The organism is Halochromatium sp. NSM3 (assembly GCF_059621085.1).
Genome location: NZ_JCAQIA010000006.1, coordinates 97,744 through 121,534, shown reverse-complemented (window position 1 = coordinate 121,534; position 23,791 = coordinate 97,744). Strand labels below are relative to the sequence as shown.

The 23,791-nt window shown below is 63.8% G+C and carries 25 protein-coding genes and 1 pseudogene; 16 read left to right on the top strand and 10 right to left on the bottom strand.

Annotated elements, in window-relative coordinates; translation table 11 throughout:
• Together AC54T3_RS04605 and AC54T3_RS04600 are read left to right on the top strand one after the other, a co-directional pair.
• A partial coding sequence (locus AC54T3_RS04605; RefSeq protein WP_496622723.1) for an SDR family oxidoreductase occupies nucleotides 1-220 on the top strand: 220 nt, incomplete at its 5' end.
• Between the two features lie 58 nt (nucleotides 221-278).
• The gene (locus AC54T3_RS04600) at nucleotides 279-767 is read left to right on the top strand and encodes a DUF2452 domain-containing protein (RefSeq protein WP_496622722.1); all 489 of its coding nucleotides are present in this window, start codon (nucleotides 279-281) and stop codon (nucleotides 765-767) included.
• A 37-nt stretch (nucleotides 768-804) separates the two neighbouring features.
• Here the strand turns inward: AC54T3_RS04600 and AC54T3_RS04595 are convergent, their stop codons facing one another.
• Nucleotides 805-1,479 carry a cysteine hydrolase family protein gene (locus AC54T3_RS04595; protein WP_496622720.1) on the bottom strand — a complete coding sequence of 225 codons (675 nt, stop codon included), beginning with the start codon at nucleotides 1,477-1,479 and terminating at the stop codon, nucleotides 805-807.
• Nucleotides 1,480-1,666: 187 nt separating this feature from the next.
• On the opposite strand from AC54T3_RS04595, the gene AC54T3_RS04590 reads away from it, so the two are divergent.
• Together AC54T3_RS04590 and AC54T3_RS04585 are read left to right on the top strand one after the other, a co-directional pair.
• Nucleotides 1,667-2,665 (top strand): SLAC1 anion channel family protein, encoded by a 999-nt coding sequence (locus tag AC54T3_RS04590; RefSeq protein WP_496622718.1) that lies wholly within the window; start codon nucleotides 1,667-1,669, stop codon nucleotides 2,663-2,665.
• Nucleotides 2,666-2,713: 48 nt separating this feature from the next.
• Complete coding sequence (locus AC54T3_RS04585; RefSeq protein ID WP_496622716.1) at nucleotides 2,714-3,124, top strand: DUF6858 family protein; 411 nt, start codon at nucleotides 2,714-2,716, stop codon at nucleotides 3,122-3,124.
• Between the two features lie 35 nt (nucleotides 3,125-3,159).
• Here AC54T3_RS04585 and AC54T3_RS04580 read toward each other — a convergent pair whose 3' ends face one another.
• The gene (locus AC54T3_RS04580) at nucleotides 3,160-3,738 is read right to left on the bottom strand and encodes a SprT family zinc-dependent metalloprotease (RefSeq protein ID WP_496622715.1); all 579 of its coding nucleotides are present in this window, start codon (nucleotides 3,736-3,738) and stop codon (nucleotides 3,160-3,162) included.
• Nucleotides 3,739-4,057: 319 nt separating this feature from the next.
• Here AC54T3_RS04580 and rimP point away from each other — a divergent pair, with 319 nt between their 5' ends.
• The 7 genes from rimP (at nucleotide 4,058) to pnp (ending at nucleotide 12,939) form a co-directional block, all read left to right on the top strand.
• The gene (gene rimP, locus AC54T3_RS04575; protein WP_496622714.1) at nucleotides 4,058-4,546 is read left to right on the top strand and encodes a ribosome maturation factor RimP; all 489 of its coding nucleotides are present in this window, start codon (nucleotides 4,058-4,060) and stop codon (nucleotides 4,544-4,546) included.
• 51 nt (nucleotides 4,547-4,597) lie between these two features.
• Nucleotides 4,598-6,103, top strand: coding sequence for a transcription termination factor NusA (nusA, locus tag AC54T3_RS04570; protein WP_496622712.1), 1,506 nt, complete (start codon nucleotides 4,598-4,600; stop codon nucleotides 6,101-6,103).
• Between the two features lie 16 nt (nucleotides 6,104-6,119).
• On the top strand, nucleotides 6,120-8,870 hold the full coding sequence (gene infB, locus AC54T3_RS04565) for a translation initiation factor IF-2 (protein ID WP_496622710.1): 2,751 nt from the start codon (nucleotides 6,120-6,122) through the stop codon (nucleotides 8,868-8,870).
• Between the two features lie 61 nt (nucleotides 8,871-8,931).
• A complete protein-coding gene (gene rbfA, locus AC54T3_RS04560) occupies nucleotides 8,932-9,384 on the top strand; it encodes a 30S ribosome-binding factor RbfA (protein ID WP_496622708.1) in 453 nt (150 codons plus the stop codon).
• A gap of 23 nt (nucleotides 9,385-9,407) precedes the next feature.
• Nucleotides 9,408-10,325 carry a tRNA pseudouridine(55) synthase TruB gene (gene truB / locus AC54T3_RS04555; protein WP_496622706.1) on the top strand — a complete coding sequence of 306 codons (918 nt, stop codon included), beginning with the start codon at nucleotides 9,408-9,410 and terminating at the stop codon, nucleotides 10,323-10,325.
• A gap of 136 nt (nucleotides 10,326-10,461) precedes the next feature.
• Entirely contained in the window at nucleotides 10,462-10,731 is a 270-nt protein-coding gene (rpsO, locus tag AC54T3_RS04550; RefSeq protein WP_496622704.1) for a 30S ribosomal protein S15, read from the top strand.
• Nucleotides 10,732-10,836: 105 nt separating this feature from the next.
• Nucleotides 10,837-12,939: a polyribonucleotide nucleotidyltransferase gene (pnp, locus tag AC54T3_RS04545; RefSeq protein WP_496622703.1), complete on the top strand. Its 2,103-nt coding sequence runs from the start codon at nucleotides 10,837-10,839 to the stop codon at nucleotides 12,937-12,939.
• 196 nt (nucleotides 12,940-13,135) lie between these two features.
• Here the strand turns inward: pnp and AC54T3_RS04540 are convergent, their stop codons facing one another.
• Nucleotides 13,136-13,525, bottom strand: coding sequence for a DUF3775 domain-containing protein (locus AC54T3_RS04540; protein WP_496622701.1), 390 nt, complete (start codon nucleotides 13,523-13,525; stop codon nucleotides 13,136-13,138).
• Between the two features lie 231 nt (nucleotides 13,526-13,756).
• Between AC54T3_RS04540 and AC54T3_RS04535 the strand changes: the two genes are divergently transcribed.
• The 4 genes and pseudogenes from AC54T3_RS04535 (at nucleotide 13,757) to AC54T3_RS04520 (ending at nucleotide 16,385) form a co-directional block, all read left to right on the top strand.
• On the top strand, nucleotides 13,757-14,776 hold the full coding sequence (locus tag AC54T3_RS04535; protein ID WP_496622700.1) for a YihY/virulence factor BrkB family protein: 1,020 nt from the start codon (nucleotides 13,757-13,759) through the stop codon (nucleotides 14,774-14,776).
• Between the two features lie 206 nt (nucleotides 14,777-14,982).
• Nucleotides 14,983-15,203: pseudogene (locus AC54T3_RS04530) on the top strand (N-6 DNA methylase); the annotation flags it as partial.
• 477 nt (nucleotides 15,204-15,680) lie between these two features.
• A complete protein-coding gene (locus tag AC54T3_RS04525) occupies nucleotides 15,681-16,061 on the top strand; it encodes a DUF6746 family protein (protein WP_496622699.1) in 381 nt (126 codons plus the stop codon).
• Between the two features lie 36 nt (nucleotides 16,062-16,097).
• Nucleotides 16,098-16,385, top strand: coding sequence for a hypothetical protein (locus AC54T3_RS04520; protein ID WP_496622698.1), 288 nt, complete (start codon nucleotides 16,098-16,100; stop codon nucleotides 16,383-16,385).
• Here the strand turns inward: AC54T3_RS04520 and AC54T3_RS04515 are convergent.
• From AC54T3_RS04515 to AC54T3_RS04505, 3 genes are all read right to left on the bottom strand, one after another.
• Nucleotides 16,375-16,575 carry an RtcB family protein gene (locus AC54T3_RS04515; RefSeq protein WP_496622696.1) on the bottom strand — a complete coding sequence of 67 codons (201 nt, stop codon included), beginning with the start codon at nucleotides 16,573-16,575 and terminating at the stop codon, nucleotides 16,375-16,377. The genes AC54T3_RS04520 and AC54T3_RS04515 overlap by 11 nt on opposite strands.
• Nucleotides 16,493-16,663 (bottom strand): hypothetical protein, encoded by a 171-nt coding sequence (locus tag AC54T3_RS04510; protein WP_496622727.1) that lies wholly within the window; start codon nucleotides 16,661-16,663, stop codon nucleotides 16,493-16,495. The genes AC54T3_RS04515 and AC54T3_RS04510 overlap by 83 nt, the downstream gene beginning before the upstream one ends.
• A 170-nt stretch (nucleotides 16,664-16,833) precedes the next feature.
• Nucleotides 16,834-17,538, bottom strand: coding sequence for a DUF3581 family protein (locus AC54T3_RS04505; RefSeq protein WP_496622695.1), 705 nt, complete (start codon nucleotides 17,536-17,538; stop codon nucleotides 16,834-16,836).
• Between the two features lie 440 nt (nucleotides 17,539-17,978).
• On the opposite strand from AC54T3_RS04505, the gene AC54T3_RS04500 reads away from it, so the two are divergent.
• A complete protein-coding gene (locus AC54T3_RS04500) occupies nucleotides 17,979-18,128 on the top strand; it encodes a hypothetical protein (protein WP_496622693.1) in 150 nt (49 codons plus the stop codon).
• A 71-nt stretch (nucleotides 18,129-18,199) separates the two neighbouring features.
• Here AC54T3_RS04500 and AC54T3_RS04495 read toward each other — a convergent pair whose 3' ends face one another.
• The 4 genes from AC54T3_RS04495 to AC54T3_RS04480 all read right to left on the bottom strand — a co-directional run bounded on the left by AC54T3_RS04495 (nucleotide 18,200) and on the right by AC54T3_RS04480 (nucleotide 23,784).
• A complete protein-coding gene (locus AC54T3_RS04495; RefSeq protein ID WP_496622692.1) occupies nucleotides 18,200-18,868 on the bottom strand; it encodes a hypothetical protein in 669 nt (222 codons plus the stop codon).
• A gap of 228 nt (nucleotides 18,869-19,096) precedes the next feature.
• Nucleotides 19,097-19,771: a 3'-5' exonuclease gene (locus tag AC54T3_RS04490; protein WP_496622690.1), complete on the bottom strand. Its 675-nt coding sequence runs from the start codon at nucleotides 19,769-19,771 to the stop codon at nucleotides 19,097-19,099.
• Nucleotides 19,772-19,786: 15 nt separating this feature from the next.
• Nucleotides 19,787-21,712: a DUF294 nucleotidyltransferase-like domain-containing protein gene (locus AC54T3_RS04485; protein WP_496622688.1), complete on the bottom strand. Its 1,926-nt coding sequence runs from the start codon at nucleotides 21,710-21,712 to the stop codon at nucleotides 19,787-19,789.
• Nucleotides 21,713-21,942: 230 nt separating this feature from the next.
• The gene (locus AC54T3_RS04480; protein ID WP_496622686.1) at nucleotides 21,943-23,784 is read right to left on the bottom strand and encodes a sodium:solute symporter family protein; all 1,842 of its coding nucleotides are present in this window, start codon (nucleotides 23,782-23,784) and stop codon (nucleotides 21,943-21,945) included.
• Nucleotides 23,785-23,791 lie beyond the last annotated feature (7 nt).

The window sequence follows — 23,791 nt, the reverse complement described above, 5'->3', positions numbered from 1 at the left end:
CAATGCCTATCGTGACGAGTTGGCAGCCAAGGTCAGGGTCGCGGCCGGGGGCCGGGGGGGGCCCCCCGCGCCCAGGTTTGCTAGCCTGGGGCGCACGGCGCTCGCCCGCGCGGGCTCGCCGGACGATATCGCCCGCACCTTGCTGTTCCTGGCGCGCGATGCTGATTACATCACCGGCCAGATCATTGCCGTCGATGGGGGTCGCACCTTGCAGCAGTGATCGCCACGTGCATCCCGTATGCCGTCTCCCGCCATACCATCAACCACTCAGGTATCCGATGACTGAAGAGAACAAAGCCATCCTCCATCAAGGCGCCGAGCGCAGCTCGCCGTATCCGGTCAGCCGGCTCGCGCCGGCGTTTCAGGCGCCCGCTTTGGCCGAGGAGATCGAGCGCGCCGAGTCCATGCTCAGCGCGCGCACCAGCGCCAAGCTGCGCGTCATTGCCGATCAGATCAAAGCCCTGCAGGCCGAGGCGCGCAAGGCCTTAGACGAGGCCCGCGACGAGCAGGCGCTGACTCATGCCGAGTGTGCCTTCAAGCGCCTGCCGGGCAAGATTTACCATCTCTATCAAAAGCCCGATGGCGGTCGCTATTTTTCGATGCTGTCCCCCGATGACTGGCGTGGTGCGCCGCCGCATCCCTATCTCGCCTCCTATCGGCTCGAAGCGGACTACTCGTGGACGGCGCTCGAGGATCTGGAGCAGGCTGACGATACCGGGGATCTGGTGCAGCAGTTGCTGCGCATCGATGGCTTGGCCGGTCGTTAAGCCAAGCCCGTCAGCGTGGGTCTATCAGGCTGCTCTATCAGCCCAGATCCATCAGGGCCAGTAGCTCCTCGCTGCGCATCACATGGCAGTAGATCATGTTGATGATTGCCAGCTCCTGCTCGTGCAGCGCATCGGTGCCCGCCGCGCAGCAGTCCTCGAGCAGGATCACCTGGAAGCTCTCGTCGGCGAGGCTGCGCACCGTCGAGGAGACGCATTGATCGGTGTAGATGCCAGTCACGATCAAGGTGCGGATGCCCATGTTGCTCAGCAATAAGCGCAGGTTGGTGCCGGTGATGGCGCTGTCGGTGGTCTTGGTGACGACGATCTCGCCCGGTGCCGGTGTCAGCTCCGGGATGATCTGCGAGCCGGGGCTGTCTTTGGGCATCAGCAGGTTGTTCCAGCCCGGCATCTTCTGACTCAGCGAGCGATCGCGCCCGTCCTCGAGCTGGCAGGCGATGCGCGCGTGGATCACGTCTAGGCCGTGCTCGCGAAAACGCTGTTGCAGGGCTTGCAGGCGCGGGATCACCGTGGAGCGCATGCGCTCGTGGAACGGCGCCCAGCGCGCGCGCTCCTGCGGGTCTTCATGCAGCTCCATGCCGTAGTTCTGCACATCGATGCAGAGCAGGGCAGTCTCGGCAGAGACGAGGACCGGGTCATCGGGCTCGGGGGCGCCTTGGTAGTAGAACGAGCGGTGCGCGGTCTTCCAGGTCATCGGGATCGGCTCCGGGTAGCGGGTTGGTCTCGAGATGGGGAGGCTTGTGCTGGCACTCTGCCAGATTGCCGGCGGGGCGTCATCTGTTGCCAGTCGAGCGTTGTTGCGGATCTTCAATGCTTTGATCGCGCTAATCCTTAGACTTTTCCTCAGTTTTGTTTTACCCCCGCACTGCGGCCGATGTTCTATGTCACAACCGACTCCCGACACGCGTCGACTTCCGAATTTTCCGATCGCCTTCTTCGCCATGGTCATGGGCCTGTCCGGGCTGACCATTGCCTGGGAGAAGGCGCTGCATGTGTTTGCGCTGGAACTCGATGGTATCGGGTTCGATCCGAGCCTCAGGATTGGTCTTTGGATGGCAAGTACGACGGCTGCGGTCTTCTCGCTGTTGTTGCTGACGTATCTGGCAAAGCTGGTGGTCTATCCGCGCGCTGTGCTCGAGGAGCTGCGCCATCCGGTCAAGCTCAATTTCTTCGCGGCGGTGTCGATCAGCCTATTACTGCTCTCGATTGCGTTCCTGCCGATCGATGAGTCCATCAGCCGTCCGCTGTGGATGATCGGCGCTAGCCTGCATCTGCTGTTCACGCTCTATGTGGTCAGCGTCTGGATTCATCATGAGCATTTTGAGGTCCATCACATGAATCCGGCCTGGTTCATCCCGGCGGTGGGCAACGTGCTGGTGCCGGTGGCGGGTGTGACGTTGGGGTTCATGGATGTCTCTTGGTTCTTCTTCAGCATCGGCATCCTGTTCTGGGGCCTGCTGATGACGATCATCTTCTATCGGTTGCTGTTCCATGCGCCGATTCCCGAGCGCTTCATGCCGACGCTGTTCATCCTCATCGCGCCGCCGGCGGTGGGCTTCATCGCCTACATCAAGCTGGTGGGGCAGCTCGATCCGGTCGCCATGGTGCTCTATTTCATCGCCCTGTTCTTGACGCTGCTGCTGTTCGCGCAGGCGCGTTACTTCGCCCGCCTGCGCTTCTTCCTGTCGTGGTGGGCCTACACCTTTCCGCTGGCGGCGATCAGCATTGCTAGCATGCTGATGTTCGAGCAGGGCCAGGGCGATCCGTATCGCTGGATCGGCGCCGGATTGCTCTCGATCCTCACGCTCGTGGTCGCCTTCTTGCTCGTGCGCACCCTGTATGCCGTCGTGCGTCAGGGCATCTGCCTGCCTGGGCACTGAGTCGCGCGCGACTACCGAAACAACCTGGGCCAACCTTGGAGAACCTGAATGAAACAGACCCTTCTGCAAGAGAAGTACCCGATCTACACCCTGGAGGTCGGCAAGGACGAGACCCGATTCGCGGACGCCGAGTCGATCATCGCGTACCTGAAGGCATGCATCGATGCGCATGAGGTCGCGCGCTACATCGGTGAGTTCGACCATCTGGAGCACACGCGTTCGCTGCCTGCGGGGCAGATCGCCGATGGCATCCAAGCCGCAAGGCACATCCTGTTCTGTTTCGGCACCAAGCTACCGGACCCGCATGTGATGGCGGTTCGGCCGCGCTCGATCGGTGTCGTCGATCAGGGCGACCAGTTCGTCGTGACCTTCCTCGAGGCGCCGATGCCACCCGCGAACGAGGCGATGGAGCGTTGGGTCAAAGCCATCGTGGAGCGGCCGACGCCGGTTGCGGCCTGAGTCTGACCGGATGCGAGACGGGTGAGGCTGATGGATCAGCCTGCGACGCGCCGGAGCCCCGGTCTCAACGCCTCGCCACAGCGCTTGCAGAGGTAGCGCTGCCCCTTTGCGACCTTGTTATGACGGATGCTCGATAGCCGATGCGCCATGCAGCCGCAGTGATAGTCGAAGTACTGTAGCTTGCGTGCCTCTAGGCCGCTGATGTCGTAATCATGGCAGCGCGTTGGCTCCGCCCCGAGCGCGCGCATGATGCGCCGCCATTCCGGTCCGTGCGGGCGGATGCCCGGACCGTGACGTTGATAAGCCAGAACATGGGCGACCTCATGCGGGATCGTCTCCTTGATGAAATCGGCGCCACCGCGCTTGAGTAGCTCAAGGTTGTAGCGGATCAGAGCGCGACCGTCTGGGCGAATGCGCACCTGGCCCGCGCTCTTGCCGCGCAGATCAAAACGGATCTCGATCCGAGTGCGCTCCAAGCGCCCTAGCAGGGCACGAGTCTGCGTCTCCGCCACCGCGATCAGCTCGGCGATCGACGCGCGGCGCATCTTGCTCGCATCGGCATCGGCATCGGGCGACGAAGCCGGCATTGCGTTCTGGTTTTGCGTTTCGCTCACGATAGGCTTATCATCCGTTGGCTGAGATACAAGGGTGGAGCTGGCCGATGCCGCTCATCGCCCCAGGCGTGATGGCCCCGGTCTCGGGGTTTTTTTTCATCCGCGATCCGCTGCAGACCCCAGGCGAGGCTGCTTCCGGCAGAGTCTCGCGGGGTGCTGCTTCGAAGAAGGGGGCCCCTGGCCCTCTTTTTTGTTTGCGTTTTCGTGTCCGCGACGGGCGCCGTGGTTGCCGCGAGTGGCCGGCGGTCGGTCATCGGAGCCCGGATGGGGACGGTTTTATCAGCGGTGCTGAACCATTTGATGCGACGTGCGACGGTAGATGCGACGGGCAAACGATCGATTGACAACCCTAGTGACCTCGGTCGTCGAGCCGATGGGCTACGAGGCCCTGGGCGTCGAGCATGTCTCGGCCGGCAGCGGGCAGGCGGTGTTGCGAGTCTACATCGACCACGCCGGCGGCATCGGCATTGAGGATTGCGAGGCGGTCAGCCGGCAGTTGAGCAGCGTCCTCGATGTCGAGGACCCGATCAGCGGTCATTATGATCTCGAGGTGTCCTCACCCGGGCTCGACCGGCCGCTGTTCACGGTCGAGCAGATCGCTCGCTACTGCGGTCACCGGATTCGCGTGCGGCTCGAGCAAAAACTCGACGGCCGGCGCAACTTCGAGGGCGAGGTGCTAGGGGTGAGCGACGACGGCAAGCTGCTCGAACTCGCGCTGGATGAGGGCGCGACGATACAACTGCCAGTGGAGCAGATCGAGAGTGCCCGTGTCGTGCCGGAATTCAACTTTTCACAGTCCGCTCGCTGACGAACCGGATGCCGGACGGGCCGAGAGCGACCGACATCAGGGTAGGGACCGATGAACAAAGAGATATTGATGGTCGTCGATGCCGTCTCGAACGAGAAGGATGTCCCGAAGGACATCATTTTCGAGGCAATCGAGGCCGCGCTCGCCTCGGCGACGCGCAAGAAACATGGTGGTGATATCGAGGTGCGGGTCGCGATTGACCGGGGCACCGGTGATTACGAGACCTTCCGCCGCTGGCAGGTGGTCGAGGACCAGGACGGCGAGCCGCTGGAGGCCTCCGAGCGCCAGATCACCCTCTCTGCGGCCAAGGAACTTGATCCATTGCTCGACCTCGGTGGCTACATCGAGGAGCAGATCGACTCGGTGCTGTTCGGGCGCATCGCGGCGCAGACCGCCAAGCAGGTCATCGTGCAGAAGGTGCGCGAGGCCGAACGCGCCAAGATTGTCGAGCTATTCAAGAGCCGCGAAGGCGAGCTGGTCACCGGCATCGTCAAGAAGGCCGAGCGCGGCACCATCGTCATCGATCTGGGCAACAACGCCGAGGCCTTGGTGCCGCGTGATCAGGTGATCCCGAAGGAGACCGCGCGCCCCGGCGATCGCCTGCGCGGGCTGCTGTACGAGGTGGCCGCCGAACTCAAGGGGCCGCAGTTGTTCGTCAGCCGCACCTCGCCAAAATTGCTGATCGAGCTGTTCAAGCTCGAGGTGCCGGAGGTCGGCGAGGGCACGATCGAGATCGTCGGCGCCGCACGCGATCCGGGCACGCGCGCCAAGATCGCCGTGCGCACCCATGATCAGCGGATTGATCCGGTTGGCGCCTGTGTCGGCATGCGCGGCTCGCGCGTACAAGCGGTCTCGAATGAACTCTTCGGCGAGCGCGTTGACATCATCCCTTGGGACGAGAACCCGGCCCAGTTCGTGATCAACGCCATGCTGCCTGCCGACGTCGTCTCGATCGTCATCGATGAGGACGCGCGCAGCATGGATGTCGCGGTGAAAGAAGAAAACCTGTCGCAGGCGATCGGCAAGGGCGGGCAGAACGTGCGTCTCGCCAGTCAGCTCACCGGCTGGGAGCTGAACGTGATGAGCGAGGAGGACGCCGCCGCCAAGAGCGAGGAGGAAGGACGCCGCTTGGTCGAGCGTTTCATGTCGGATCTGCGGGTCGATGAGAACGTCGCCGCAGTCCTGGCCGAGGAAGGCTTCACCACGGTCGAGGAGATCGCCTACGTGCCCGAGTCGGAGCTGTTGGCGATCGCGGATTTTGACGAGAGCCTGGTCGCTATCCTGCGCCAGCGGGCGCTCGAGGCGCTGTCGAGCCAAGCGGCGGTCGCGAACAACGAGAACCCGGATGCGGTGCCGGAGGCGGATCTGTTGGCGATGCCGATGCTGGAAGAGGCCCTGGCCTATCGGCTGGCGCGACGCGGCATCATTACCCTGGCTGATCTCGCCGATCAATCGGTGGATGAGCTATTGGAGATCGACGGCATGGACCCGGAGCACGCGGCCAGCCTGATCATGGCGGCCCGCGAGCCCATGTTCGCCGGTTCGCGGAACGACTAGTCATCGGAGGGTGCGAATGAGTACTGAAGTCACGGTCAAGCAACTCGCGACGACGGTCGGGATCCCTGTGGAGCGGCTGTTGACGCAGCTCCAGGAAGCGGGCATCTCGGCCCAGGCCGAGGATGCCACGATTACCGAGGGTGAAAAGATCCAGCTGCTGCAGCATCTGCGGCGCAGCCACGCCAAGAAAGACGAGCCGGGCGAAGCGCCGGTGAGCGAGGCGACCAGCGTGCGGCGCCGGCCGGCCACCAGCGATAGCCGGGCTGCGCGTCCGTCGCGGCCAGCGCCGAACCGTGGTGCGGCCCCTCAGCGTGGCGCGGCGGCGCGCACGGGCAAATCGGTCAATGTCGAGGTGCGGCGCAAACGCAGCTTCGGCAAGCGCAATACGGAGACGCCGCAGCCAGCGGCCACGGTGCGCACGACGCAGCGGCCCGAGCCCGATCGCGCCGAGGCGAAAAGCGCCTCGCCGATCGATGAGCAGCGCCGTCGCGCCGAACTCGAGGCACGCCGAGCCGAGGAGGACGCACGCCGGCTCGCCGAGCAGGAGGCGCTCGAGACCCGCCAGCGCGAAGAGGCACGGCGTAAGGCCGAGGCCGAGGCGCGCGCCAAGCGCGAAGCCGAACAGCGCCGCAGGGCCGAAGAGCGCTCGCGGGCGGAGGCCTCGACGGCGAGCTATGGGGCTGCGGAGTCGGATGAGGCGATGCCCACTCCAGCAGCCGATGCGGGCGAGAGCGAGACCGAACAGCAGCGCGACGAACGGCGCCGAGCGGCGAAGAAACACGCCGAGCGCAGCGAAAAGGAAGGCCAGGAGCGCGAGCGCGCCGAGAAGGATCGCAAGGCCCGCAAGGAGCCGACGCGGACCAAGAAGCACGATCCCGCTGCGGTCCTCGAGGAGGAGACCTCGGACGATGCCGTGATCACCCGCCCGTCGGTGCGGCGGCGCAAGAAGCCGGGCAAGCCGCAGTTGCAGGACAAGCACGGCTTCCAGCGTCCAACCGCACCGGTGGTGCGCGCGGTCGAGGTGCCGGAGACGATCTCGGTTGGCGATCTTGCCGCGCGCATGTCGGTCAAGGCCGGGCAGGTCATCAAGGAGCTGTTCAAGCAGGGGATGATGGTCACCATCAACCAGACGCTCGATCGCGATACCGCGATGCTGGTGGTCGAGGAGATGGGCCATAAGGCGGTCGAGGCCAAGGTCGATGACGCCGAGGATGCGTTGATGGCCCTGCTCGAACAGGAGGTCGGTCAAACCGAGTCGCAGACACGCCCGCCGGTGGTCACCATCATGGGCCATGTCGACCACGGCAAGACCTCGCTGCTGGACTACATCCGTCGCGCCAAGGTCGCCGACGGCGAGGCCGGCGGCATCACCCAGCACATCGGCGCCTATCACGTCGAGACCGCTCGGGGCACCGTCTCGTTCTTGGATACCCCGGGCCATGCCGCCTTCTCGGCCATGCGCGCGCGTGGTGCCAAGGCCACCGACATCGTGATCCTGGTGGTGGCCGCCGATGACGGCGTCATGCCCCAGACCATCGAGGCGATCCAGCACTCGAAGGCGGCCGGCGTTCCGGTGGTGGTCGCGGTCAATAAGATGGACAAGCCCGATGCGAACCCGGATCGGGTGATGCAAGAGCTGACCCAGCATGAGCTGGTGCCGGAGGAATGGGGCGGTGACACCATCTTGGTCAAGGTCTCGGCCAAGACCGGCGACGGCATCGACGACCTGCTCGATGCCGTGCTGCTGCAATCCGAGGTGCTCGAGCTGAAGGCGCCGATCGATGGGCCTGCGCATGGCACCATCGTCGAATCGAGCCTGGAGAAAGGGCGTGGCACTGTGGCCACCGTGCTCGTGCAGTCCGGCACGCTGCGCACTGGCGACATGATCGTCAGCGGTTCCGAGTACGGTCGCGTGCGGGCCATGTTCGATGAGCTTGGGCGCTCGGTGAAAAGTGCGGGTCCGTCGATCCCGGTGCAGGTGCTCGGCCTGTCGAGTTCGCCGAATGCCGGCGATGACGTGATTGCCGTGACGGACGAGAAGCGCGCCCGCGAGGTCGCCGAGTTCCGCCGCGACCGCGATCGGCAGACGCGCATGGATGAGCAACGCGGTGCAAATCTCGATCAGCTGTTCTCGCAGCTCAAGGAGGGCGATCTCAAGAGCGTCAATATCATCCTCAAGGCCGACGTGCAGGGGAGTGTCGAGGCGCTCAAGGAATCTTTGGTCAAGCTCAGCAACGATGAGGTCAAGGTGGCGGTGGTCGCCTCCGCTGTCGGCGGTATCACCGAGTCGGATGCCAACTTGGCGGTGACCTCCAACGCCATCGTCCTCGGCTTCAATGTGCGCGCTGATCCGGCCGCACGTCGAGTGATCGAGGAGCAAGGGCTCGACCTGCGCTATTACTCGGTGATCTACGAGCTGATCGATGACGTCAAGAAGGCCATCTCCGGTCTGTTGAGTCCGATCGTCACCGAGGAGATCATCGGCCTGGCGCAGGTGCGCGATGTGTTCCGCTCGTCGAAGTTCGGCGCCATCGCCGGCTGCATGGTGATCGAGGGTGTGATCCGCCGCAACAGCCCGATCCGCGTGCTGCGCGACAACGTGGTCGTCTACGAGGGTGCGCTGGAATCCTTGCGTCGCTTCAAGGATGACGTCAGTGAGGTCAAGAACGGCACCGAATGCGGCATCGGCGTGAAGAACTACAACGATGTGCAGCCGGGCGACCAGATCGAGGTCTTCGAGCGCAAGGAGCGGGCGCGCGAGCTATGACGAGCGTTCGCCAGCAAGGCCGCGCGCGCCCTAGCAGCCAAGCGCGCTCGGGGCCGGCCCGATGAGTCGGACGCCCCAGCGCGGTTTCAATCGCGGCGAGCGCATTGGCGCCGCCATGCTGCGCGAATTGACGCAGTTGCTGAGGCGCGCCAAGGATCCCCGCTTGGGTGATATCACCCTGCATGAGGTCCGCGTCAGCCGCGATCTGGCGCATGCGAAGGTGTATTTCACTTGCTTTCCGGCCGATGAGGCCGGCGAGGAGCAGCAACGGCTCTTGAATGGCACGCTGTCGGGCTTTCTGCGTCATGAGCTGTCGCGGACCGCGCGCCTGCGCACGGTGCCGCAGTTGCATTTCGTCCACGATGAGTCGGTCATTCGCGGCGAGCGATTGTCCGCGCTGATCGATGAGGCGGTCGGCCACGATGCCGATCACCAGCAGACCGATTCTCAGATAACCGGCGATGATGATCAGCGCGCGGATGAGGCAGCCGATGCCTCCGCGAATGAACGCTGAACGCGCCCCGCACTTGGAACATCATGGGTAGACGACGCAGACGGGGCCGCGAGGTCAACGGCATCCTGTTATTGGATAAGCCCCTGGGGATCTCCTCCAATCATGCGCTACAGCGCATCAAACGCCTGTTCGACGCGCAAAAAGCAGGCCACACCGGCAGCCTGGACCCGCTGGCGACCGGCTTGCTGCCGTTGTGTTTGGGCTATACCACCAAGTTTTCCGCCTTCCTGCTCGACGCGGATAAGCGTTATCGGGTGCGGGTGCGTCTCGGCGAGACCACCGAGACCGCCGATGCCGAGGGCGAGGTCATCGCGACTGCCCCGGTGGACGGCGTCACCGAGGCACGGGTGCGCGTGGTGATGGAGGGCTTCGTTGGCCTGATCGAGCAGCTGCCGCCAATGTACTCGGCGGTCAAGCACGAAGGCCAACGCCTCTACAAACTGGCGCGCGAGGGCAAGGAGGTCGAGCGCACGCCACGCGCGATCCATATCCACAGCCTTGAGCTGTTGGACTTCGCGCTGCCGGAGATCGAGCTGGACGTACACTGCTCCAAAGGCACCTATGTGCGCACCCTCGCCGAGGATATTGGCAAGCAGCTCGGTTGCGGCGGTCATGTCGCGGCACTGCGCCGTACCGGTGTCGGCCCCTATATCGAAGGCGAGACCGCGTTCGTGACCCTGGCCGAGATCGAGGCCCAAGCCGAGGAGCAGGGCGCCGAGTCGCTCGATGCGCGGCTGCTGCCGCTGGAATCGACGCTCGGGCATTGCCCGGCCGTGCGCCTCTCGGCCAACAGCGCCTTCTATCTCAGCCAAGGCCAGCCGGTGTTGGTGCCGCAGGCGCCGACCGAGGGCCTGGTGCGGCTCTATGACGTGAGCGATCATTTTCTTGGTGTTGGCGAGATCCTCGACGACGGCCGCGTGCAACCAAAGCGCCTGATCTGAGGTCACTGATCGGTGACAGAGTCCGTAGAATCACGCCTTTTAACAGATTCAACGCCTTGTCCCTGAAGTCATTGTTGGGGCCGAGGCACGTTCAACCGACGCCACCAAGGCGTCGTTTTCCATCAGGAGTCAAACAATGACAATGAACGCAGAAGAGAAACGCCAGATCGTCGAGGAACATGCGCGCGGCGCCAACGACACCGGCTCGCCCGAGGTGCAGGTCGCGCTGCTGACCGCCCGTATCAAGCAGCTCACCGGCCACTTCACCGAGCATAAGCAGGACCATCACTCGCGCCGCGGCCTGGTGCGCATGGTCAGCTCGCGGCGTAAGCTGCTCGACTATCTGAAGCGCAAGGATCTGGATCGCTACCGCGCGTTGATCCAAAAGCTTGGCCTGCGTCGATAAACGCAACCCGATCGCTCACTCCCATGCCAGGTGCGGGCGGGCGGCTCAGGTCGCCAGCGCTCGCCCCCTGATCCCCGTTCGGGGACCATCCAGAGGACCGTCCTAGTGACCCCAATCCGCAAGACTTTTCAATACGGCGATCAGACGGTAACGCTCGAGACCGGCGAGATCGCGCGCCAGGCCGACGGAGCGGTCATGGTCAATGTCGACGACACCGTGGTGCTCGTCACCGTGGTCGTCGACAAGCGAGCGACGGAGATGAAGGATTTCCTGCCGCTGACCATCGACTACCAAGAGAAGACCTACGCCGCCGGGCGCATCCCCGGCGGCTTTTTTCGTCGTGAGGGCCGCCCGAGCGAGGCCGAGATTCTGACCTCGCGGCTGATCGACCGGCCGGTACGCCCGCTGTTCGCGAAGGGCTTCGGCCGCGAGGTGCAGGTCATCGCGACGGTGAAATCGCTGAACCCGGCGGTCAATCCCGAGGTGCCGGCCCTGATCGGCGCCTCGGCGGCACTGTCGATCGCCGGCCTGCCGTTCAACGGCCCGATCGGCGCCGCCCGCGTTGGCTACAAGAACGGCGCATACATCCTGAATCCGGCGGTCACCGGGCTGAATCCGGACAGCGATCTCGACCTCATCGTCGCCGGCACCGAGAGCGCCGTGCTGATGGTCGAATCGGAGGCGCGCAGTCTGTCGGAAGAGATCATGCTCGGCGCCGTGCTGTTCGGCCACGAGCAGATGCAGATCGTGATCCAGACCATCAAGGAGCTGGCCGCCGAGGTCAACAAGCCGCCGCTCGACTGGGAGCCACCGCAGACCAATGCCGAACTCAAGACGGCCGTGACCGAGGCCTGCGCCGATCAGATCGGCGAGGCCTATCGCATCAAGGACAAGATGGAGCGCCAAGCGGCGCTGACCGAGATCCGCAAGGCGGTGTTCGAGCAGTTTGCTGGCGAAGACTCGCCCTGGCCGCAGCCGCAGGTCTATGGCGCGGTCGAGAAGCTCGAAAAGGAGATCGTGCGCGGGCGCATCCTTCAGGGCGAGGCGCGCATCGATGGCCGGGATACCGCCACCGTGCGCCCGATCCATATCCGCACCGGCGTACTACCACGCACTCACGGCTCGGCGCTGTTCACCCGCGGCGAGACCCAGGCCATTGTCGTCACCACGCTCGGCACCGAGCGCGACTCGCAGATCATCGATTCGCTCGATGGCGAGCGGCGCGAGCCGTTCATGCTGCACTACAACTTCCCGCCCTTCTGCGTTGGCGAGACCGGCCGCGTCGGCACCCCGAAGCGACGCGAGATCGGTCACGGTCGCCTGGCCAAGCGCGGTGTGCTAGCGTCGATGCCGACCCCGGCCGAGTTCCCGTACTCGATCCGCGTGGTCTCCGAGATCACCGAGTCAAACGGCTCCAGCTCGATGGCCAGCGTCTGCGGCACCAGTCTGTCGCTGATGGACGCTGGCGTGCCGATCAAGTCGCCGGTGGCTGGCGTCGCGATGGGCCTGATCAAGGACGGTGAGCAGTTCGCGGTGCTGACCGACATCATGGGCGACGAGGATCACCTCGGCGACATGGACTTCAAGGTCGCCGGTCCAGCCGAGGGCATCAATGCCCTGCAGATGGACATCAAGATCGACGGCATCACCCGCGAGATCATGGAGCGTGCGCTGGCGCAGGCGAAAGACGGCCGGCTGCACATCCTTGGCGAGATGAACAAGGTCATCGAGACCCATCGCGCCGAGATGTCCGAGCACGCGCCGCGGATCATCGAGTTCAAGATCCATCCGGAGAAGATCCGCGATGTCATCGGCAAGGGCGGCTCGACCATCCGTGCCCTGACCGAGGAGACCGGCGCGACCATCGATATCAACGACGATGGCGTGGTGAAGATCTTCTCGGTGCAGAAGAGCGCCGGCGAGGAGGCGAAGAAGCGCATCCGGCTGATCACCGCCGATGTCGAGGTCGGCAAGATCTACGAGGGCAAGGTGGCGCGGCTGATGGACTTTGGCGCCTTCGTCACCATCCTGCCCGGCCGCGATGGGCTGGTGCACATCAGCCAGATCAGCGACGAGCGCGTCGAGCGCGTCAGCGACAAGCTCAAGGAAGGCGATGTGATTCGCGTCAAGGTGCTCGAGGTCGACAAGCAGGGCCGCATCCGTCTCAGCATGAAGGCGGTGGCCGAGGATGAGGCACCCGACGCCTGAACCAGCTGCCTGAAGCCTGAAGCGGCTGCCGCGAATCAGCCGCCTTGAGCGTGGTCCGTCGCCCGCGACGCCTGCCTGCTCGCCGAGCCCATCATTGAGTCGGCGAGCGGCTTCTCGTGAAACCGCATGGACCCCGTGGGCGTGATCGTGGCTCTTGCTTGCGCTGCGGGCGGGTCGCGCAGCGATCAGGGGGCGATCAGTCCTCGCAGGAGAGTTCGAACGCGATCATCCCCTCCTCGAGATGATCCGAGACCATCGGATGGGCGAGCACATAGGCGGCGGCGCGGATGCTGAAGTCGCCCAGGGCCTCATCCACCGCCTCTTCCCATTCCTCGGTGCTGTAGTCACCGCGCCCGACCCACATCAACGCCACCAGCTCCGAGCGCTGACGTTCCGACATCTCGGTGACGATGTTGCTGAATTCGGCGACGTTGTAATCATCGCCGTGATCAGCCAAGACTTGCATCGCCCAATCATCGCTGGGGCTAGTCGGGACCTCCGGGAAGACCACCGATTCCTTGGCCTGGAACTCCCGTGCCAGGTCGATCAGTGAACAGAGTGTGTCCAATGGGATGTGCAGCCGCACCTTTGCCTCCTCGAGTCCCCTGATTGCGGGACGGTTTTTTTCATCGTGCTTGCAGTGTACTACGCGGCGTTTCCTCGCTGGTCTGACGCGGAACAACCCGGCGCGCTATGACGCGCCAGCCATCTCAGCGGCGCGCCCCTGTACTGGACAGGCCCTTGGCACCAAGGCAAAGTTGCGCGGCGAGTAGTGGATCACTGCCGCGCACCCTCCCTCTGCCCACGGAGCCGAGCCATGTCGTCGAATCCCGATCACCCAGGGCAAGCCCCGGAACCGACTCAGAACAACACCGCCCATGAGGCCGCCGCGCTCTTAGCGCGCCTATCGCAGGGACTGGCACGCGCGCGTGATGACGCCGCCTTCTGGGCCGATGTCTTAACCAAGACGGGTCAGACCTGGCTGCGGAGCCAGGCCTTCATCTACGCCGCAGCCCTGGCCTTCTTCACCGTGTTCTCGATCGCGCCGGTCTTGATCATCGCGGTCACCGTCGCCGGCGTCGTGTTTGGCCCAAAGGCGGCAGAGGGCGCGCTGCTGGAGCAGCTCGAAGCGGTGGTCGGACCTCAGGCCGCTGGTGTGATCGAGACCGCGCTGGCCAATTCACAGATCGCCGAGGCTGGCATCTGGCCCACCCTGCTCGGTCTTGCCGCGATCCTGCTCGGTGCCACCACGGTCTTCGCGCAGATGCAGGTCTCGTTCAACAGCATCTGGGGCGTGGCGCCGAAACCTTCGAAGAATGGTCTCTGGCTGTGGGTACAGGCGCGGGTTCGCTCGCTGGGCGTGATCATCGCCATCGGCTTGGTGCTACTGCTGTCGTTGCTCGCCAGCGTCGCGCTGAATACCGTCATCACCTATACCGACCAATGGCTGTTGGTGTCCGCGCCTTTCATTCGGGTGCTCAACGGTTTGCTCTCGCTGGTCGTGATCACACTGCTGTTCGCGGCCATGTTCAAAATCCTGCCCGATGTCCTGTTGCGCTGGAACGATGTGCTGCTCGGCGCCTTCCTGACCGCGCTGTTGTTCACGCTCGGACGCGCGCTGATCGCCGCCTATCTGGCACATACCGCGACCGCTTCCACCTATGGCGCCGCCGGCTCTCTGGCGCTGCTGCTGCTGTGGGTGAACTATTCGGCCTTGATCATGCTGGTCGGAGCCGCCTTCACGCGCGCCTATCTTGAGGCGAGGGGCAAACCGATCCGCCCGAGCCCGCTGGCCGTCGCCGTGCGGCAGCGGTTGGTTGACGAAGACGAGGTTTGACCGAGCGCCAGATCGCGCCGAGCTGAGCGGCGAGGCGTATCGGCCCATCATCGGCAGCGGCTTTCGCTGGGACCGTTAGACCGCTCCAAAGAAGCACGGTGAGTTCGACCATCACGCGGCGCTGACTGGCGACGATCTGATCGACTTCATCGACGACAAACTGTTTCCTTATCTCGGCTCGTTCGGGCAGACGGCGTGCAGTGCCCGGCGGCCGGGCCGGCATCGCCATCAAGAACACCTTCCTGAGCAACACCGACAACGCCAGCGTGGCGTTGCGCAAGAAACTGCTCGACAGCTGCAACCTGCACAGCATCCTCGACTGAGCCCGCAAGGCACCTTCCAGGACGCCGGCGTCAAGACCGTGGTGCTGTTCTTCGAGAAGGGCGCGCCGACCCGCGACATCTGGTACTACCAACTCGACCCCGGTTCGACTACCTCGCATCGCTGCACTCGGCACAAGAGAAGTTGCGCCTGTTTGACTGCAACTATCACACCTCCTTGGAAGACTTTTCGGACGCGCTTAAAGCGAGTGAACAAGAGGATTTCAAAGCCTGGCTTGTGATCGAGACTGAGCGTCGCGGACCGGGCGGCCGAGATGGTGCGGTTACGGCGCGTGCTGCGCCCACTGCGGATTCCAGTCGACCTCCTCGTTTATTCAAGGGCAGACGTCGAACGCTGGGGCGATCAACCCGGCAGCGCCCTGTTCTGGGCTCTGCGCGAAGGTAAGGTGATGTATCGACGCCGAGCGCCTGATAGATCATCCTCTGTCCGCCCTTCGCCTCGGTCGCCTTGCGCACATGCAACGCGCACCCATCGCCGAAGGCACCCAAGGATTGGGTTCTGGCCGCGCATCCACATCTTCCAGACACCGGTTCAAACCCATCCAATGTTGGAGCCTATCCTGATGAGACTCATGCCAATCAGCCTGGCCCTACTGCTCGCCATCGCCGGCGGTGTTGCGGCGGAGGAACTGTCGCCCGACGGTCGCCCCCACTTCTCGGGCAAGGAAGCCGCGACTCTCAAGGAGGCCTTACACCACTTCGAGGAGGGTAACGAGGAACTCGAGGACTACCTGGAAGACGACAGCATTGAAGGCGCCGACCTTGCGCACATCCACGAGCTGACCTACACGCTCGAGAACGCGATTGCCAAGATGCAGGAGGAACTCAGCGCCTTGGCAGCGACCTTGGAAGAGGTGCATCTCGCCTCCGAAAAGGGCGATGTCGACATCGTCCTTGAATCTGGACGCGAGTACCTGTCGATCGCGGATCAATTCGACGACTAGAAAGGGGGTGTCGCGACAGCGCGGCGCGTCGACCCGATGCAGTGGTCGCGAACGATCCTCAAGTGGTCCTGGGCGGGGCGCTACGCCAAGAGCACCACCTGGCAGCGTTGTGGTCTGACGATCGCGCTCGCCGGCGCCATGCTTGGGCTGGCCGATGCGGACGATGATGTCGACGAGCGCGTTGATGGCCATGGCCTTGGCCTCTCGATCGTGCGTGAGATCCTTGATCTTTACCATGGCCGACTTGAACTCGGCCGTTCCCCACGCCTTGGCGGTTTTCACGCCAGCATTGAGCTGCCGGTCACGCACATGCTCACCCCTTGACGCACACCACTTGCTTGAGGGTATGCACCACCTCGACCAGGTCGGTCTGATTGGCCATCACTGCGTCGATATCCTTGTAGGCTCCCGGGATCTCGTCGAGCATGCTCTTATCCTTGCGGCAGACCACGCCTTGGGTCTGCTCGGCCAGATCCGCAGGCGTAAACTGCTTCTCGGCTGCGGTGCGGCTCATGCGCCGGCCGGCGCCGTGGGCAGACGCTGCCGATGGTGGCGCCGATGCCCGCATGCACATCGGGCATCGCGGCGACATGGTGATGGATGAACGGCAGCTTGGAGATGTTCAGATGTCTTCATTGGCATCAGCAGCGCCAACAGTGGGACCGCAACCAATGCCGAACCGAAACCCACAAGTCCCTGAATCCAACCGGCGACCATCACGACCGCAAGGATCAAGACAACATGGTCTGGTGGCATTAACTGCAACAAGTGCTCAAAGCGCGCCGGCAGCTTTCCACCCGGCATAGCGTTCGACTAACCCCCGCAACGCAGCGGGCTCATAGGCCCGCAGCCCGCTTAGGATGAGGGTCTTGGCGCCTTGTCCGACCGGCTCCCCGGCGGCCGTCAGGCGGAACCCGAGTCGGGCCTCGCCGCGCTTGCCCTTCACCTCCAACTCAGTCGATTCCAGAGCAATGTCCACGTCAGGGCTGTCCAATCGGTCCAGCTCGAACGCCATCCGGTCATAGATCACCAGCGGCCGATCTGGATTGATCATCACCCCCTGCTGCTCCATGAGCGGCACCAGGATGTACGGAAAATTCTGACCCGAAAAGGCGACGTAGCGGCGCACGAGCGATTCAATCAAGGCCAAATCCCTGGTGACCGGTCCCGACCGCTCGACCTCGAGACAGGGCTTGCCGTCGGCCGTCTTGACCAGGATGGCGGCGTCGCGCTCAATGACCGTCAACGCGGCCTCCGCTGCGACCATTCCGGTGAAGCGAAAGGTCATCCGACGCGCAAGACCACAGCGGGCGAGGACCAGCGCAAAGAGCAGATCGCCAGGGACACAGAAGCGCGGATGCGTGGCATCGTGGATCGGATTGAAGTCACCGGCGATCTGCTTCGCGAAGGCGCTGCCTTGCGGTGCGGAGATGCGCAGCCTGCCGTCTTCAGCCGCGTGGAAAGGATCGAGAAACATGGCTCAAAGCTCCGAGAGAGGGAAGGCCCGACGAGCTGCCCTTGGGGCAGGGGCATGTCGCTAGCCGCTGAAGTCCTGGGCCTAGGCGGGTTTTGCGTCCCGGCCATGGTCGTCTTTCAGCTTCGGCCATTAGGCTCTCGCTATCAAGTTCAATCTCGAGTCCCCGCGAGCGGCCGTTCACTGGTTGGCCGGAGCCGGGTGACTCCCTGCGACCAAGCGAGAAACGCCATGTCCGATCCAAGCGGTGCAGCCCCTCAGCCGGACTCGATTCAGGTCTGGGATCTCTTTGTCCGCGTCTTCCATTGTTAAGGGTTATCAGATGCCTGCCGCCGCCAGATGACGGTGGAGGCTGGCATGGCATTGAAGGCGGGCTGAGGACTACGACGCGGAGCGCGAGCGGCGGTAGGCGTCTGATAAGCCTTAACAAGGTACGCCTCTCGATGTTCGATGCCGATGGCCAGCTGCTCGAGCAGACCGAGGTCAAGCCGATGCGCCGCAAGCGGCAGGATCGCTCCGCGCATTTTTATGCGCGCTTGGCGATGCCGGCAACGGTTGGCAACACACTGCTGATCGAGCACGGTGGTGGTTGAGCCGTCCATGTCCAACAGCAGCACGCGGATCGGGTGCTCGTCGGGTCTCGGGTCTGCGTTTCTGCGGAAAATCATCCCAAGCGTCGCGCGGGCGAGTAGATGTCGCCATTGCGTGCATAACAAAAAACCGCCACCAAGAGCATAGCGCCGCAGACCTCGGCGAGTTCATCCGATTCCACCGACGCCAACACCTGTTTGGGCAGGATGAGTGCGGGCAGAAACGCGAGCGCCTGCACTCGGGTTGCCAGGGGCAGCCCGACGCGATCGACCCACCCCCGAATCCGCGCGTAGCGTTCCGCCAGCCACGGCAGCACCAGGAGATAGAGCGCTAGGCAAAGGAAGAGCAGCCACCCGAACACCACCTGATTGAAGCTGATTCCGCCCACCTTGAGGTTGTGGATGGTCAACTCCTGCTGCTTGTTGTGCTGCTCAAGCCACGCGGGCGTCTCGATATCGAATATCCGCTGTCCCCAGGAGAGTTCTTCCCCGATGCCGAAGATGGACGTCAACCCCAGCAGCACCGAGACGAACACAAAGGACCCGGAGCGATACGACCTCAGCCGCACCGCCCGCCAGAAGCAGACCCCGGCAAGAAACGCGAAGATCACCACCGTCAGCCACTCGAGGAAGCCATCCTCGGCCAGATAAAAGGACTCCAACAAGTCCGGGGCGGCGAACTGCAGGCCCAGCGCGATGGCAAAGACCAATACGACGGACAGGTAGATCAGTTGCTCGCCCACCTGCATTTTTCGATTTCTAAACACATCAACTCCTCTCTCTTCGCCAGACGGCCGAGCAAAGACCGGGCATCTGAGTAAAGCGCCTCATTGATTGCGCATATCATTGATTTTCGTGTCGGCGGTATAAACGGCCTGCTTCCATCCGGAAGCCTTCGTTCCCGTTCCTTACCGGCCTCGGAATCACAAGGTGCCTTCCATGCTTGCTCTCAACCTTGTTAGTTGTCCTCTCTAAAGCAAATCCCCAAGCCGAAAGCCGTTGCCATTATCCCGATAGGCGACCTGGGCGAGGAACAGCTCGGCGGCCGCCAAGGCGTCGTAGAAGGCATTGTGGGCGCGGTAGCGCGGCAGGTTGTAGCGCTCGCAGAGCGAATGCAGTCGCAGCTCCGAGGGTCGGAAGGGGATGTTGCGGCGCTCGAAGGTGCGCCGCGCCAAGACCTCGGTATCGACACAGCGCACCAGCAGGCCGGCGCCGTAGAGGTCGCGACAGGCGGCGTCGAGAAAACTGAGTTCGATCTTGGCGTGATGGGCGATCAGCACCCGCCCGGCGAGTACGCCGAGCAGCTCGCGCAGGACACGGCTCTGGCGCAGTCCAGCGGCGGCTTCGTCGTCGGTGATCTGATGGATCACGGCGGTCTCGGCCGGAATGTCACCGTCGCAGCGCAGCAACCGATGGCGGGCGCTGGCGAGATCGATACGCTGGCCGCGCACCAGCACCCAGCCAACGCTCAGGATCTGGTCTTGCCGATGGTCGAGGCCGGTGGTCTCGAGATCGATGGCGACGTAGTCGACGCAGCGATAGTCGAGCGCCGGCGACGGGAACGGGCGCCCGAAGTACTCACGCAAGGGTCCGGCATCGAGCTGCCGCAAGCAGTGGCGGCGACGTCCATCCGATGGCGAGCGCATGCGGTCTGACTCCGCTTATCCAAACCGTCCCGCTTGATAGCGTTGCCCGAGCGTCTCTTGCATGCGGTCGATGAGCAGGAAGGCGTCCTTCAGATGGCCGCGCTCGAGCGGGGAGAGCTGCTCGGGGGCGAGGAAATTATCGGCCTTTTCGCCGTTGCGCAGTTGGTTGGCCTGATGGCGGATGCGCAGGGTGTTGATCAGCTCGAAGGCGTCGATCAGGTTGGCGCCGCCGTCATGGGTGAGCGCGGCGGTCTCGGCGGCGGCCTCGAGCCGCTCGACGGTGTTGATCGGCGCCAGTGCGCTGGAGAGCGCGTAGACGCGGGCGAGATCGATGATCGGCACGGTGCCGCGATGTTTGATGTCGAAGGTGCGGTCGTGGTCGCCGCCGTGGATGAGCACGAAGTTGCGAAAGAAGCCCAACGGCGGTCGATGCTTGAGCGCATTGGCGGCCATGTAGGCGATGAAGATGCGATTGTCGCGTGAGAGTTCGAGGACCTGCTCGTGCAACCCATCGAACAGGCCGGCCGGATCGTGCAGGGCGCGCAGGTCGAAGAACACACTGGCGAGCATCAGTGCCTTGGGGTCGGGGCGTTTGATCCAGTGTTCGAAATACTGCTGCCAGGTGGCGAGCGGCTGGCGCCAGTTGGCGGTCTTGGCCATCACATCGCCGGGGCAGTAGATATAGCCGCAGGCGTTGAGCCCGTCGTTGACGCGCTCGGCGAGCTGGCGAAAGTAATGGTCATCGTCCTTGCTCATGTCATCGGCGATGAGCAGGGCGTTGTCCTGATCGGAGTGCGAGGATTGCTCGCGGCGCGCCTGTGAGCCGCCGACCAGCCAGGCATAGGGCACCGGCGGCGGGCCAAGCTCGGCCTCGGCGAGTTCGAGCAGGCGCTTGGTGATGGCATCGGTGACCGCGCTCACGGCCTGCCCGACATGTCCGCCGGTGGCACCACTGCTGATCAATTGCACCTGCAGGTCCGGCACCTTGGCGCTGATCGCCTCGAGCGCGGCGACGGAGTCGGCCTTGTGGATGTCGCCGACGATGTAGACACCACTGGTGCTTTGGTAGCGGGTGAAGTCGCTGGTGGAGAGCATGCCGAGCAGTTGTTTGCCATCGACCACCGGCAGATGGTGGACATTGAGCCGGGTCATCTGCAGCAGGGCCTCGAAGCCGAGGGCATCGGCGTCGATGGTCGAAATCGCGGCGGTCATGATCTCGCTGACCGGCTGCTCGGTGGACAGGCCGGTGGCGACGCAGCGGTTGCGCAGGTCGCGGTCGGTGATGATGCCGCTGAGCTGTTCGTCTTCCATCAGCAGCAGGGCTGAGGCGCGCTCGGTGGACATGAGGCTGGCGGCCTCGCGGATGCTGATGCGGGGGCTGGCCATGATCGGCTTGCGGCGCACCAGATCGCGCGCGCTGACCGTCATCAGTCCGCCGGTGGTGGCGGAGGATTCGGTAAAGGCATCGAGGGCCTTGCGCAGACGCTTGGTGGTCGAGCCATCGAAGTAGTCGGCGAACTCAGGATGCGCCGAGCGGAGCTGCTCGAAGTGCGCACAGGTCATCGAATACAGCAGGCTGTCTTCGACGGTTTCGCCAGTGAGTGACGGCTTGCTGTGGTCGCTACTGCTGCTACTGGTGCTGTCGCCGTCGCCGCTGCCATCGCGACCGGGACGAGCGCCGTTGAGGCAGACATCGCTGAACAGATCCCCCTCGGCCAGCTTGCTGACCAGCTCACCCTGGGCGTCGCGCAGCTCGATGGCGCCGCGACGCAGGATGTAGAGATGCGCGGCCTGGTCGTCCGACGGCGGAAAGCGAGAGCCGCGTTTCAGGTAACGCACGACGAATTGGCGCGGAAGCTGTTCGAGCGCCTCCTCGGGCAACTGCTCGAACGGCGGATGCTTGGCGAGAAACTCTTGGATTTCGATCAGCTCGACGTCCATCGGATCATCCTCAGTTGGCAAGAAGGGGCTGGCGGCTTGTTCGCTGTTTTTTGCCGAGTATGCCGTAAGTCGACCGGCCGTTGCTCGTGCGGAATGCGTTCCGGTGCGAAGCGCCGCTGTGCGGATCTTCGCGCGGCCCAACGAAAAAGCCCCGCAGATGCGGGGCCATGTCGGTGTTGAGCAGTCGGCGCCCCTATGGGACGCGCCGCTGCTCAGGGGGCGGTCTTTGCTTAGTGGCCAGTGGCCTCGCCGGCGCCGCGCGGCACGCGGACATCTTCGACCAGATGCTGGATGTGATCCGGCGGTGGCGTGGTGAGGGCGGAGACGATGAAGGCGACGGTGAAGTTGACGATCGCGCCCACAGCACCAAAGGCATTCGGCGAGATGCCGAAGAACCAATCTTGCTCCATGCCGAACATGAACTCTGTGCCCGGGATGAAGAACAGACCCTTGTGCTGGAACACATAGAGCAGGGTCACGGTGATACCGGCGATCATGCCGGCGACCGCGCCCGTGTTGTTCATCCGCTTGTAGAAGATGCCCATCATCAACGCCGGGAAGATCGACGAGGCCGCCAGTCCGAAGGCGATGGCCACGGTACCGGCCGCGAAGCCCGGTGGGTTCAGACCCAGGTAACCGGCGACGATGATCGCGCCGATCATCGAGAGGCGCCCGGCGTTAAGTTCGGCCTTCTCCGAGATGTCCTTGATGAACACGCCCTTGAGCAGGTCATGCGAGATCGCCGAGGAGATGGCCAGCAGTAGACCAGCGGCAGTGGAGAGCGCGGCGGCTAAGCCACCTGCAACGACGAGGGCGATGACCCAGTTCGGCAGTCCGGCAATCTCCGGGTTCGCCAACACCATGATGTCGAGGTCGGGACCCGGCTTCAGGGCATCGGTGGTGCCGTGGAAGATCTCGCTGCCCTCGTAGCCGAGCGCATCGGCTTGGGCGATCGTCGCCTCATCCTTGTCGTTGTAGTACTGGACCAGACCGTCCTCATTGAGGTCTTCCCAGACCAACAGGCCGGTTTGCGACCAGTTCTGGAACCAGCCCGGCAACTCTTCACCTGGCAACGGCTCGAAGGCCGCCAAGCCCTGCTCGGTGGTGTCGGTCTTCTGGAGCATCAGAGTGTCCATGAAGTTCAAACGCGCCATGGCGCCGACGGCTGGAGCAGTGGTGTAGAGGAGGGCGATGAAGACCAGCGCCCAACCAGCGGAGAAGCGTGCGGACTTGACGGTGGGCACGGTGAAGAAGCGGATGATGACGTGCGGCAGGCCGGCGGTGCCGATCATCAGCGACAGGGTATAGGCAAACATGTTCAGCGTGCTGCCCATCGTCTGCGTGGTGTATTCCTTGAAGCCGAGTTCGGTCACGACCTGATCGAGCTTAGCGAGCAAGCTGATGCCGCTGGCCTCGCCCCCGGGGCTGAACTCGCTGCCCAGGCCGAGCTGCGGGAAGGGATTACCGGTGAGGTTTAGCGAGATGAAGATGGCCGGGATGGTGTAGGCCATGATCAGCACGACATACTGGGCGATCTGGGTGTAGGTGATGCCCTTCATGCCGCCGAGCACGGCATAGACCGCGACGATGGCCATACCGATGTACAAGCCCACGTCGTAAGGGACCGCCAGGAAGCGCGAGAACGCCACGCCGATGCCCTTCATCTGGCCGATGACGTAGGTGATCGAGGCCAGAATCAGGCAGATGACGGCAACGATGCGCGCGGCCTGCGAGTAGTAGCGGTCGCCGATGAACTCCGGCACTGTGAACTTGCCGAACTTGCGCAGGTAAGGCGCGAGCAGCAGGGCAAGCAGCACGTAGCCGCCGGTCCAGCCCATCAGAAACACTGATGCGCCGTAGCCGTTGAAGGCGATCAGGCCGGCCATCGAGATGAAGGAGGCGGCGGACATCCAATCGGCGCCGGTGGCCATGCCGTTGAGGACCGGGTGGACGCCCTTGCCGGCGACGTAGAACTCGCCGGTGGTGCCGGCACGCGCCCAGATGGCGATGCCGATGTAGGTGGCGAAGGTGAAGCCGACGACCGAATAGGTCCAGATATCGAGATTAGTCATGAGTGGC